This window comes from Methanobrevibacter wolinii SH, from assembly GCF_000621965.1.
Taxonomy (GTDB): Archaea; Methanobacteriota; Methanobacteria; order Methanobacteriales; family Methanobacteriaceae; genus Methanarmilla; species Methanarmilla wolinii.
In genome coordinates this window covers 118,219-131,546 of record NZ_KK211375.1, presented here as the reverse complement: position 1 = coordinate 131,546, position 13,328 = coordinate 118,219, and the positions used below count along the sequence as shown (strand labels likewise).

15 protein-coding genes are annotated in these 13,328 nt (G+C 26.1%); all 15 read right to left on the bottom strand.

Features of this window, described 5'->3' with window-relative positions:
* Nucleotides 1-73: 73 nt before the first annotated feature.
* The 15 genes from pfdA to topA all read right to left on the bottom strand — a co-directional run bounded on the left by pfdA (nucleotide 74) and on the right by topA (nucleotide 13,007).
* Entirely contained in the window at nucleotides 74-508 is a 435-nt protein-coding gene (gene pfdA / locus T523_RS04315) for a prefoldin subunit alpha (protein ID WP_042707692.1), read from the bottom strand.
* An 18-nt stretch (nucleotides 509-526) separates the two neighbouring features.
* A complete protein-coding gene (rpl18a, locus tag T523_RS04310) occupies nucleotides 527-751 on the bottom strand; it encodes a 50S ribosomal protein L18Ae (RefSeq protein ID WP_042707691.1) in 225 nt (74 codons plus the stop codon).
* Nucleotides 752-774: 23 nt separating this feature from the next.
* Nucleotides 775-1,449: a translation initiation factor IF-6 gene (locus tag T523_RS04305; RefSeq protein ID WP_042707690.1), complete on the bottom strand. Its 675-nt coding sequence runs from the start codon at nucleotides 1,447-1,449 to the stop codon at nucleotides 775-777.
* 63 nt (nucleotides 1,450-1,512) lie between these two features.
* On the bottom strand, nucleotides 1,513-1,779 hold the full coding sequence (locus T523_RS04300; protein WP_042707689.1) for a 50S ribosomal protein L31e: 267 nt from the start codon (nucleotides 1,777-1,779) through the stop codon (nucleotides 1,513-1,515).
* Nucleotides 1,780-1,790: 11 nt separating this feature from the next.
* Nucleotides 1,791-1,946 (bottom strand): 50S ribosomal protein L39e, encoded by a 156-nt coding sequence (locus T523_RS04295; protein ID WP_042707688.1) that lies wholly within the window; start codon nucleotides 1,944-1,946, stop codon nucleotides 1,791-1,793.
* Between the two features lie 91 nt (nucleotides 1,947-2,037).
* Nucleotides 2,038-2,631 carry a DUF7411 family protein gene (locus T523_RS04290; RefSeq protein ID WP_042707687.1) on the bottom strand — a complete coding sequence of 198 codons (594 nt, stop codon included), beginning with the start codon at nucleotides 2,629-2,631 and terminating at the stop codon, nucleotides 2,038-2,040.
* Nucleotides 2,632-2,641: 10 nt separating this feature from the next.
* A complete protein-coding gene (locus T523_RS04285) occupies nucleotides 2,642-2,998 on the bottom strand; it encodes a DNA-binding protein (protein ID WP_042707686.1) in 357 nt (118 codons plus the stop codon).
* A 36-nt stretch (nucleotides 2,999-3,034) separates the two neighbouring features.
* Nucleotides 3,035-3,475 carry a 30S ribosomal protein S19e gene (locus T523_RS04280; RefSeq protein WP_042707685.1) on the bottom strand — a complete coding sequence of 147 codons (441 nt, stop codon included), beginning with the start codon at nucleotides 3,473-3,475 and terminating at the stop codon, nucleotides 3,035-3,037.
* A 127-nt stretch (nucleotides 3,476-3,602) separates the two neighbouring features.
* Nucleotides 3,603-3,836, bottom strand: coding sequence for a YhbY family RNA-binding protein (locus tag T523_RS04275; RefSeq protein WP_042707846.1), 234 nt, complete (start codon nucleotides 3,834-3,836; stop codon nucleotides 3,603-3,605).
* Nucleotides 3,805-4,200 carry a ribonuclease P protein component 4 gene (locus T523_RS08850; RefSeq protein WP_084486427.1) on the bottom strand — a complete coding sequence of 132 codons (396 nt, stop codon included), beginning with the start codon at nucleotides 4,198-4,200 and terminating at the stop codon, nucleotides 3,805-3,807. Before T523_RS08850 ends, T523_RS04275 begins: the two co-directional genes overlap by 32 nt.
* Nucleotides 4,201-4,623: 423 nt before the next feature.
* Nucleotides 4,624-5,205, bottom strand: a complete 582-nt coding sequence (locus T523_RS04270; RefSeq protein ID WP_052334638.1) for an adenylate kinase family protein — start codon at nucleotides 5,203-5,205, stop codon at nucleotides 4,624-4,626.
* Nucleotides 5,206-5,347: 142 nt separating this feature from the next.
* On the bottom strand, nucleotides 5,348-6,445 hold the full coding sequence (locus T523_RS04265) for an OBG GTPase family GTP-binding protein (RefSeq protein WP_042707684.1): 1,098 nt from the start codon (nucleotides 6,443-6,445) through the stop codon (nucleotides 5,348-5,350).
* Nucleotides 6,446-6,797: 352 nt separating this feature from the next.
* The gene (locus T523_RS04260; RefSeq protein ID WP_042707683.1) at nucleotides 6,798-9,557 is read right to left on the bottom strand and encodes an STT3 domain-containing protein; all 2,760 of its coding nucleotides are present in this window, start codon (nucleotides 9,555-9,557) and stop codon (nucleotides 6,798-6,800) included.
* A 492-nt stretch (nucleotides 9,558-10,049) separates the two neighbouring features.
* Complete coding sequence (locus T523_RS08745) at nucleotides 10,050-10,652, bottom strand: zinc ribbon domain-containing protein (RefSeq protein WP_052334637.1); 603 nt, start codon at nucleotides 10,650-10,652, stop codon at nucleotides 10,050-10,052.
* 168 nt (nucleotides 10,653-10,820) lie between these two features.
* Entirely contained in the window at nucleotides 10,821-13,007 is a 2,187-nt protein-coding gene (topA, locus tag T523_RS04250) for a DNA topoisomerase I (protein WP_042707682.1), read from the bottom strand.
* Nucleotides 13,008-13,328: the final 321 nt, after the last annotated feature.

Below are 13,328 nucleotides of genomic sequence, written 5' to 3'. Positions count from 1 at the left end.
AATCTAAAAATTAGTAAAAAATATAAAAAACTTAAAAAAATTGAAAAAAATAGAAGAAATAAAAGGAAATTATCTAATTAGACAATTGACCATCAGCTTGAAGATTTGCCATAAGTTTTTCAGCTGCTGGTGAAAGCTGTGCAATTACATCAGTAACTTCTTGTAAACTTTTTAAAGTTTTATCTAAACTATCTTTTAATTCATCTTTTTGAGAATCAACAGTTTTTTTAGCTTCATCAACAGTTTGTTTTACAGCAATACCTGAACCAATACTCATAACAACATTTGATGTATCTTTAATTTCAGCTTTCATAAAAGCTCCTGCACCAACAGGAACTAAAGATTCAACTGATTCTTTACCTTGTAAATCCTCAATTGTTTTTTTCAAAACATCAAGCTCAGCCATAGATGTTTGAAGAGCTTGTACTTGATTTTGTAAAGCTTCAGCTTGACTTTTATAAGCATTAAGTTGATTAATCATTTGTTGTAATTTTTGCTGATCATCCATATATAACACCTTTTAAGATTATATAAGACTTTTAACTATTGGATCAATTACTTCATCAGCACTGATTTCTTTTATTTCATCAATTGAAATTTGATTTCTATTAATTCCATGTTTACTTCCAAATAAGGAGTAAATTTTTTCATAAATTTGTTCTTCATTAAATGATTTAAGTTCCTTAGTAAATACTTGGACATCTGAACCCATAACGAATTTACCTTTAACTCTGTAAATTTTAGTTTGCATTATAATCCCTCATTTTGATATAATTAGAATGAATCTAAAAATCCTAAAGATTCTTCTATTCTAGCCATTTCTGGACCAGTGGTATCTTCACCAACAATAACTCCATTAGAATTAGATATAGAACATGCTCCAACAAGAGCAATTCCTCTGTTTACAGTACCAATATTACCTTCTACACCAAATACATCTTGGACTAAGTCCATATCTTCAGGAGATGAATCTTTATGTATAAGAAATCCTTTATTTGTAACAGCTAAAGAAGATCCTATAATATTATAACCTGCAATTTGTGCTTTAACAACATCAACACCCAATGTTTCTTCAACAACAGATACTGCTTTATCAGAAACTTCAGGACTAATCATAGCACCATTATCATTTGCAGCAAGAATATTACCTACAGCTGTACATTTATCTGGTAATGGAACAATATTTTCAATACCTGCTTCTTTTAAGTTAACTAATTCTCTATCATATATTTGAGGAGAAACTACAAAACCATTTGAATTTCCAACCATTAAAGCTCCAGCTAAGTTAGAACCTGCAATTGAAGATCTAATTATATTAACATCTAAAGCTTCTTCTAAAATTTCAGCTTTAGAATCCAATAAATTAGGAGGTACAATTGCTACATCATTTGTTACAGTTATATATACACCTAAATTTGGATTTCCTGTAAGATTAATTCTTTTTAACATTTTATTTTACCTTATCAAATAGATAATGAAAAATAATAAAAATAAAGATTTTAATTTAGATATCTATTCAGCAAGAACTGCTTCAACATATCTTTCATCGTCTTCTTCTATAAGTGTAGCTTTAACTTTAATTTTAGAAGGGATTTTTTGAATTCCTCTTTCCCAAATTTTTTCATTAATAGAAGAATCGATAACTACATCTTCAACTTTCATATGTTTCATTAAAAAGTTTCTAACTTCTCTAATAGCCCTAGGAGCCCTAATTGTCCTTTTAACGTTTTTAACGTTACGGAGAGGTATAGTATAAACTCTTTCTAAATCTTCTGCCATATTAAACACCACTATAATTTAAGATTATTTCTTCTCCAATGTCTAGGCTTAGGTCTGTATTGTAATTTACGATTAGTTTTAGCATAAGCCCAAATAGGAATTCTTCTGTTTTGTTTGTTTGCTTTAGCCATTCTTAATTTTTTAGCTAATGGTTTATTTCTACTCATTTTCTCACCATATATATAATTATTATTTATTATTAAGCGATATGGATAAAAACCCTTTGAATTTTACAATCTAAAGTTTTAAATAAAAATCCTATACTTTCTCACTTTTATATCCAACAACATTAGTTTGATAATGTTCAGGGAAAATTTCACTTGAATTTCCTCCAAGTTTATCTATTAGAATTCTAATTTCTACTTCAAAGTCAGAACTATTATCTTTATTACTCCTTTCTTTTTTAACTTCAAAAAGAGAAGAGACTAATGTTTTAATAGTTTTATAACCAAAACTATCTAAATTAATATATTGAATATTTTTTCTATCTTCTAAACTTTGAATTTGATCACGATTAAGTTTAGGAGTTTTATCATCCCTACGAGTTCCATCAGCAACAACAGGATACTCTGAAGCAGCTGCTTCAACAACTTGTTTATGAATATACTTAATTCCGTCATTAGGAAATCCATCATCCATAATCATTTTAACACCAGTGTTTAAAATTTCTTTATCAAGATTTAAAACACGATGTTTAATACCAAGAGCTTCAGCAGATTTCTGCGCAGGAATAAATGAATTATAGACTCCAAAATTTGCAGTGCATACTTCTACATCAAAGCCTAATCTTTTAAGGATTACAGCCATGAGAGAACTATCTTTTCCACCACTATATAATACACAAGCTTTCATAAAAATTACTCTATTTTCTAGTTATATGAATCTCCCTTTTTTGACCAGAGAGTTGTTTTAAAAGAACTTTTAATTGTTCATCAGTAATTTTTCCTCTTAAACTTCCAGCTTGAGCAGATTGTATTAATTGAATTTCAATTCTTTGAACTAAATCAGGTTTAGTTAATTTAAGATTGGCTAATCTGCTTCGAGCTTCAGGAGTCATAATTTGCTTCATCGCCTGATTAAGTTGAGCTTGTAATTCTTGTTGTTGTTGAGCTTGCTGCATTTGTTGTTGTTGCTGTTGAACTTGTTGATTTGCAGCCATAGCTTGTTGTTTTTGTAATTGCTCTAATTTTTTACGACGAATATCATCTAATTCACTCATATACAAATCTCCATATCTTTTTTAATAAGAATAAATTTAATATTTTTCAAGTCCTGGGATATCTTTAATTAATTCAGTTGAGGTTTTATCTAAGAAAGATTGACCTTCAGGGGTTACAACTCTTCCACCGTCAACTTTTTCAACTAAGCCTGCATCTTCTAATTGATGAAGAGCTCCTCTAACAATAGAACCACTACCAGGTCTAAAAGCTTCTGGACATACTCCACGGTCTTTTTTACCACCGTACATATTCCTTAAACTTCTAACACCTACAGGACCATTTATATATACTTTTCTTAAAATAGCAGCACATCTGACATACCACCAGTCGACATTTACTGGTTTTCTTTCTTTATGAACACCAGTTTTTACGAGATTAGTCCATGCTGGTGATTGTATTTTATCATTGTTGTTTTTAAATTCTTCTGCAAGATGGTTAATTAAAACATCTGCAGGTACATCATATACAGTACTCATATTAATTCTCCATATATTTCAATATTTTAAATACAATATTTTAATAGATAAATTCTTAATATGATCCTCAAATTAAACTTAATTTAGCATGAAAAGCCAATGATAAGTTTGTAACTCAAAATGAGTATTAAGACTTTTTCTTGTAAATAATTGCAACATGTCCTCTAACATCTATTAAATTAGATTTAGTTTTATTAACAATGTTGCTTATATAATCATCTTTATCTTTTGCTATAGATCTAGCAAATTTAAGCCTAACAATTTCATTTGATTTTAATTGGCGTTTAATTTCTTCAATAACATTATCATTAACACCAGATTTACCTATATTAATTGTTATAGCTGAAGGAGCTTGATTCATTATTTCTTTTTTTGTTAATGTATGAGTCAATTTTAGCTCTCCTTTTAGATTTTTTTTCCTTTAAATAAGGAATTTTAATTATATGGCCACACTCCCCACATTTAATATTAATTTTACTATTAATTAGCCGGATGGAACAGTTTTGACCAGGATAAAGGAACTTATGACATTTCTTACAATATCGCCTATTCCATTTTTCAGGAATTTTAATATTATATTTAGTAGAAATCTTCAATGCTAACTCAACATAGCGATTAGATCTTTCTTGATGAGAGAAAAATTCTTTCTCAGCTAAGTTAAACAATATATCAATTCTTTCATTAGCAATATCTAGAATCCACTTAGGCCTGTTTCCTCTACTCACTATATCCCTCTTGATATGATATATAAATTCTTGTAGAATCTGAACTTTTTGGAATAATATAATAAATATATAAAAAATAAATAAAATTCTAAAAGATATTATTATCATAATACAAAAAGAATATATTAAAATCAGTATGTTTTTTATATATAAAAAACTTTACTAAATAGAAGAAATATTATTCATTAAAAAGTTCCATTATAATATATGTTTTTTATTAATATAAATGTTACCTTATATAAGATATTTTAAAATAGAATTTAAAAAAATAATTAATAAAAATTTTATAAAATATATTACAACTTAAATAAAAATTACGGAAATATTGAAGTTAGTAAAATATTATTAAAAGTCCTAATTTTAAATAATCGTCTATTAAATCTAAAAATAATAAATAAAACATTACAGTTAATATCAATAAAATTAATTATCTAAGAGCCAATCCATAAAATTAATAGAACCAACTGGAGAAGCTAATTCACCATCTATAATACTAATTATTTTATCAACAACTTCATCAACACTTAAATTAGTAGCATCAATTTCACAAGTATTAATTGGATGATAATCATAAGATTCTACACCACAAACATCTAAAGATTCTGCTTCTAAATTTTCATGAATTTTAGAATTATCATAATCTCTTTTATTTAATCTTTCTTTTAAAATAGATGGGTTAACTCTTAAAATAATTACTTTACTTGGATTAGAACAAAAATGAGTTAAATGTCCCTCAAATATAATAATTTTAGGTTTATTTGATTTTTTATTTAAAAATAATTCTCTTTCTTTACTAAAATCTTTATTAAGTAAATCAAGATCTATTTCTTTATAATCTTTTTTAGTATCAAAACCTAAGACAAGATTATTATTTAAATCAACCAAATCATTAACATGAATAAGTTTTACATCATTTTTAAGTTTTAATTTATTATATAATACCTTAGAAACTGTTGTTTTCCCTGTACATGGAGTTCCACTAATAAAAATTGTCATATCATCCATAAAATCACATTGTTTAATAAAAGTTCAGAAATAGCTAAAAATAATATTAAAAAATTATTTTTTTAAAATTATTTAATAAAAGTTAAGAAAGATATTAAAGAATTATCCTTTTAAAATTATTTAATAAAAATTTAGGAAAGAATTATTTTTTAAGAATAACTCTTAAAACATCCTCATCTTCAAGTACATGATCTGGACCTACTTTTTGACCTGGAAATTTAACAGAAGTTCCCCAAACTTTAGCATGTCTAAAATTCCTAACAAATTCTCTATGTAATTTACCACATGCTTCAATTACAGTAGTTCCTTTTTTAATAATCAATGGATCATTCATATCTGCATGTCTTCCTTGAGGTTTAAGATAAACCCTAATAAGACCTAATTCATTAAAAATAGTTTCTTTAAGATAATCCATATTCATTTTTTTATCTGCAGAAATTGGTATAAATTCAGGCATTGTTTCTCTTAATTGATTTAAATAATTTTCATCAACTAAATCAGTTTTATTCATAAGGATTATCATTGGAACATAAGATTTATTTCCATCTAAAACATCAATAAATTGATCCATATCAACATCTTCCCTAAATAAAACACTAGCATTATGAATATTATACTCATTTAAAATAGATCTTATTGTAGGTTCATCAAGTTTAGTTAAAGGAATAGTTGAAGATACTTTAACTCCACCTCTACCTGTTTTTTTAACTTTTACATCAGGTTTATGTTGATTTGGTCTTACACCAATATCATGAAGTTCATGTAAAATAATTTTTAAATGTTGTGGATTTAATACATCAAGTACAACAATAATCAAATCTGCATCTCTTGCAACAGATAGAATTTCTTTACCTCTACCTTTACCACCAGATGCGCCTGTAATAATTCCAGGAACATCAAAAATTTGGATTTGTGCATTATTATACTCCATAATTCCAGGAATAATATCTAAAGTTGTAAATTGATAAGCTCCAACTTTACTTTCTGCATTAGTTAATTCATTAAGTAAAGTAGATTTACCTACAGAAGGAAAACCTACTAATACAGCAGTAGCATCTCCAGATTTTTTAACATAAAAACCCTGACCTTTATTTCCAGAACTACTTCTTTTGATTTCTTCTTCTTTAAGTCTTGCAATTTTAGCTTTTAATTTACCTATATGGTGAGAAGTAGCTTTGTTATACTGAGTATTGTGAATTTCATCCTCAATAGCTTTAATTTTTTCCTCAATATCACTCATAACTACACCGTAAAAATAATAATTGTAATTTTTGTAAAATAATAAATAAATTAGATTTTTTTAATAATTTAATAGATTAAATCTTAAAAAAAATAATTTACTATAATAAATATAATAATAATATTTTCTATTTCGAAATATATAAAACTTATATATTAAACTATAATTTTTAAATTTTTTAATATCAAAAAATTATTTTCTAGAAAAAAATCCTATTTTTAAGTAATAAAAATTTTAATAATTATTTTCTAAAAAAACCAAAATAGAAAACACAAAAAAGCATTAAAACAAAAAACCCAAGAAAAAATAAAAAAATAGCTAAAAAATAAAATAAAAAAGTTAAGAATTAATCTTAACTTCTTGACATATTTGATTCTGAACTAGATCCACCTGTTGTTAAATTTGTAGCAGAAGTGTTTGAACCACTACCCCCACCTGCAACAGTATTATTGAAGTTTACTCTCCATAAAGATACTCCATTTTCCATATGAACTTGAGTAAATATATCTTGTCCATTACCTCCAAATAAGTATAATCTAGTAAACATAGAGTTAGTTAACTCATTATTAAATACAACTGCAGAATAAGTGTTATTATATCCGAGTATGTATAATGTATAGTTACCATCCTCACATCCTTTAATAGATTCGTTTTTAACAAGATAATTATCTTCAACAACAAATAATTTACTAGCCATTAATGGGTTGTAATTTGAACCATTAATATTTGCAGTAGTATTGTTATTAGTAAATTTAGTTTCAATATGTCCAGTAGTAGTATTATTTCCATTACCTCTTGAAATAACAGCAGTAACATTTAATCCATTATCATTAAGTACTGAAACTTCACCAGTTTGTCCTGGCATAATTTTAGTTTCATTAGTAGATGGATAATAAGTATAACTGTCTGGAGTACTATTATCAAATTTCCAATTACCGAAGTATGTCCACCAACCTGCTTTTTGTAGCATATCTGAACTTGCAACAAATATTACTGGTTTTGGATTATCTGGGTGAGTGTAAGATAATATTTTATCTGCATCAGTAGAAGATACATGATATTGACCAGTCAATGTGTTTTTAGCATCAGATTTACTTTGTGGTAATATTTTATTAAGTATTTCAACAGAAGTACCGTTATTATTATGAGTATACTTACTTAATATTTGATTAGTTGGATCATAACCAGATGTTCCAAGCATTCTAAAAATACCTGCAGATAAATCTAAGTTATCTGTCGTCATCGCTTCTCCCATCCAGTAAGCCCTACCTTCTGTACCTTGCATACCTCCATCAAACATTACTTGTCTGTCAGAAGCAATTTCAAATAAATAACCGAAATCCCACCAAGATGCAATTACAGTATTATTTGGTTCATTTGATTTAACCCAATCCATAGCATTCCACATAGCATCACTAGTACCAGGAACAACTGAATTAGATGTTTGGTAAGCACAAGCTACTGTTGGTGATACTATTGCTAAGAATATACAGAATATTGCAAGATATTTTTTATATGGAATATCTTTATAGACAAGTGGTTTTTTAGTATCATATAATATTGAAGCAATAATTGCAACAATGACAATAAATACAATACCTGCTGGCCTATTAACTTGTGCTGCAATTGGATAACCTGCAAATATTGCTGCAATAATAATAGTTGCAACAAGTTTTTTATCATCAATTCTTTTAGATTTAATATAATCTGCAGAATAACCAACAAATATACCAGTAAGTAAACCAAATGGTAAAATTAATAAAGTAATAAACCTAGTACCTTGAGTTACAGCAGCACATGCAGAGATTACCCATACAATAAATAAGGTTAAATATAGTAAAGTCTCTTTTTTAGATTTAATAATTTCATCATTTGAACCAAAGTTAGCAATATCATTAAGTGAGAAAGATAATCTTTTTTTCTCAGATTTAATAGATGTTGATTCTCTTAAAGATTTAGGTAATTTACCAGAAGAGGTTCTTTTAACATCAGTTTTTCTTAGATTTGCAAATCTAGAAATATAAGTATAAAGTACAATTAATGCTGCAAAGAAACATATAATTCCACCAATACCATTTATAACAGCACTAGTATTTGCTAAGAATGCTCCAGCAATTCCGCCAGAAGTTAATGCAGGAACTTGAAGTTCTGCAACAGATACCATTACATTAGGGAATCCACTAGCAGATCCAGTAGCTTGAAGTGCAAATCCCCCCATAATATTATTAAATATTCCAAGAACTCCAGCACCATCAACAATTAATAATGCTACAAAAAGTAATACTACAAGACCAATAACAGATAATACTTCTTTTTGATGGAAGAATCCTTTAATTCTAGTTGATAGACTAAGTTTATCATTAGAATCACGTAATGAGAAATAAAGAGTAGCAATTAAATAAACAACTACAAATATAGCTAACATACCAAGGTAGAATACATATCCATCCCAACATTTAGCAAATAATGCAATACATACTACTGAAAGAATAGCATATAATACTTTTAATCTATTATTATCTGTCTTAATACACTCTACAAAGAACAGAATAATAAATAGTGGGAATATGAAAATAAACATATCTGTATCGAAAAATCCTGGGAATGTATGTGAAAAGTAATTCGGAGATAAAGCTATAATTAATGATGCAGCAATTGCTCCATAATCATTAGTAATTCTTCTCACAAATATATATGCAGGAATAACAGCCAAACATGCAATAATTGCTCCAGCCCAAAATGCTACTTCTTTTACATCATGATGACCAAAGATATTGAATAAATCATATAATATAGAAGTAGTAACACCAATACCTGGAGTATATGTAGTATTCATACCATTTGGAGAATACCTATGATTATCCCATTGACTATTATTCACCATAGTATCTCCATAGTAACCATGATCAATATAATCTTCAGTCATCCTTAAGTTATAATATGAATCCATCTCACTAAAATAAGGAAGACCAGAAGAATCAACATACTCCCCTTTCATATCGGAAGGTATACCATTTAAATCCGCTGCTGGTGCTCTTAAAGCAAATACTACAGCAAGGAGTATTAAAATGATTACTACAGACTTGATTATAGTCTTTGTTTTATTATTCATAAAATCCTCTGATTAATTTTATTTTAAAAATCATTGTTAAAAATGATGTATACATAATTTAAAACACAAATAGGATTTAAATTCATATCAATATCTTAAATTTAAGAATAAACTTATAAACTCTAATAAAAAAATTAATTTACTAAACAATAATTTAATTAATATAGTAAGAATATCAAATGAAATTTAAATACTATTCATTAATAATATTTTTTTTAAAGTTTTTAAATATTTGTATTATTCTTAGTAAATAAAAAAAGAAGTTTTTAAAATGCTATATTAAAATAATTTAGAATAAATAAAAATTTTTTAGTTTTGTTGAAATCCTCAAAAACTTTTGAATAAATTTTCTTAAAATTGATTTTAAAGCATTAATTATTGTTTAAATTTTTATAAAAAATAGGAATTCAACAAACTCAATTTTTTTAAAAAAACTAGAATTTATTAAAAAATATAAAATTAAAAATTAATAGACAAGGATTATAAGTAAGATTATGCGAAATTCTCATTATAATACTTATAAACACTATATAAATTATAAAGATAACAAGCAATGCAAATAAAAGCACCAAGTGGGAACAATATTGTAAGTGAAGATAATGCACATATAATAAAAATAAAAATTCCGAATTTAATATTTCTTAAATATAAATGACCTAAACCTGGAATAAAAAATGATAATAATAATGCAAGAGCTAAACTTTTATTAGAACCATTAGAATTATTATTAAAATTAGAATTAAAATTATTATTAGAATTAGAGTTAGTATTAATATTACTATTAAAATTAGAATTAGTGTTAGGACCATCATTCAAATTATAATTTAAATTACTATTTACAGTATTTTTTGGTTGGATATTTGAATTAACTGTTGATAAATTAGAATTATGATAAGAAGCTCCAACTATTGGAGAACCACAAGCTGGACAAAATTTTGCATTAGGTTTAAGTTTAGCACCACAATTACCACAGAATCCAGAATTAGAATTATTTTCATCCACTAAGTCAATATTTATTTCAGGAATTGGAGTTCCACAGTTACTACAAAATTTTCCATTAGTAATTTCTTTACCACAATTAGGACATTTTACCATATTCAACCCTCAAAATATTTTTAAAATATAATTTTCAACAATATTTATTTTTAATATATATTTAAAGAAATATATAAATTTTAATTATTAAAAATAAAAAGCTTAAAACTCAAAATAAAGAAAAAATAAGAAATAAAAAAATAACACTAAAAAAAATAAAAAATTAATTTAATTTTTTGCCTTATCAGTAGTAGAATCTGAAGATTTATTTAAAATTTTTTCTAAATCATCAACAGAGCAAGTAAATCTACATTTAGGAAATCCTCTACAACCAATAAACTCACCATATCTTCCATTTCTTTTTACTAAATCTTTACCACATTCCGGACAAGTTCCAACAATTTCTAATGGTTTTGGTTTTTTAACATTTTCTTTACCACAATTAGGATCAAGACAAGCATGTTGACGTGGTTTTCCAAATGAGATTATAGGAAGTCCACATTTAGGACATTTTTGTTTAAGGAAATTAGCCCCTTTAGGTAGATTATATATAACCTTACAATCAGGATAGTTAGAACACCCTACAAAGTGAGCTTTAGTTTTAGGAGAATATCTTTTAATTAAATCTCCACCACATGCACATTTACCTACAATTTGACTTTTCATATAAGCAGAATAAAGTTTAGAACCAATTTCATCTTCATTCTTATGAATATCTTTAACAATTTCAACTACTTCTTTATGAGCATTATCTACAACTTCTTCTTTAGTTATTTTATTTTCTTGAATCTTTTCAAGATCTTTTTCAAAATTACGGGTTAATTCTTCACTAGTAATATCTTTACAATATTCTTGAAGTGTATCAATCATGTTTTCCCCTAATTGATTAACCTCAATTTTTTTACCAGATATATATTTCCTATCATAAAGTTTTGCAATAATATCTGCTCTAGTAGCTTTAGTTCCAAGTTCTCTTTTTTCTAATTCTTTAATAAGAGAAGCTTCATTATATCTTGCAGGAGGTTTAGTTTCTTTTTCTTCAGAAGTAATATCTTTAATTCTGACAAGATCTCCTTTTTTAAGGTCTGGAAAACTATCTGCTTCAATTTTTTTAAATGGATAATGAGCTAACCAACCCATTTTAGACACGCGTTTTCTTTTAAATTCAAATTCTTCTTTTGCAACATTAAGATTAACTTTCATTGTTTCAAGCTCTGAATCATCACAGAAAACACTTATAAACCTATAAACAATAAGTTCATAAACTTTCTTTTCATCTTTATCTAATTTTTCTGGAAGTACACCAGTTGGATGTATAGCTGGGTGAGCAGCATCTTTTTTCTTACCTTCCCTTGGTTTTAATTCTTTAGGTAAATCTATAATATGTTTTTTAAATTCTGGATTAGCAGAAAGATGAATTAAAATATTTTTATAATTTAATGATTTAGGTAATTTCTGTGAGGAAGTACGTGGATATGAGGTATATCCTCCAGTATATAAATTTTGAGCAATAGTTTGTGTTTTTTTAGGTGAAAATCCAAATGCAGAATATGCTGCAGATTGTAATCCACCTAAATTAAAAGGTACCGGTGGTTTTCTAATTGTTTTATTAATTTTAACACTTTTAACTGTAGCATCAGAACCTTTACAATTTTTGTAAATATTTTCTGCTCTTTCTTTATCAAAAATTTTACCCTCAACATGGTCTGCAACAATTTCATCATTAATAACTGCTTTAATTAACCAATATGGTTTTGGTACAAATTTTTTAATTTGTTTCTCCCTGTCTACTAAAATAGATAATGTGGGAGTTTGAACACGTCCTGCAGATAATTTCAAATACCTATGTTTAGATTTCCTAACTGATTGCATTAATGTTTTAGATATATTTACACCAAAATAAAAATCGAGAATATGCCTTGCAATACCACTTTCAGCTTGTGGAACATCTAGATCTATTCTATTATTATATGCATCTAAAATATCTGTTTTAGTTAATGTTGAAAATTTCATACGTGAAACATTTTTTAAATCATTTTTACCACAAGCATATTTTAATGCATTATATCCAATTAAAGTACCTTCAATATCAAAATCGCATGCATGTATATAATTATCAACATTTTTAGAAAATTTCTTAATAAGATTTACATAATCTCTAGTATACTTTTTAGTTTTATCTATTTCATATAAAGGAGCCCATTCCAAATCAAAATACAAATTATCTCTTGAATTTTTAGGAGTTAATGAATATAAATGACCAACAGCAGATACAACAGTAATATGTTTGTCTCCATCATCAATTTCCCAATAATTAGCTTTTTTATTATATTTATGTTTTTTGGCATTAGGAGATATAGCATTTGCTATTTTTTCAGCTGCTTTTGGCTTCTCACATATTATCAATTCGTTCATTTTATCACATTATCTACATAATATAAATTTAAAACAAAATTTATAATTAAAATTAAAATAAAAGTAAATATAAAGTTAATTATGTTTAATAAACATATTATAAACCATAATTATAAAATATATTAAATTTAGAAAGAAACATCACAATAATCTCTCAAAATTTACTCATTAATTATTCTTAATAATAATTGAAATTATATAAATTTTTTCATTTTTCTAGAATAAATAAATATTAGTTAAAATTAAAAATCAGATTTTTATCAAAGTTTCTTCTTAAATTTTAACTCTAATAAAAATATATTATATTTAAAAATTTAAAAT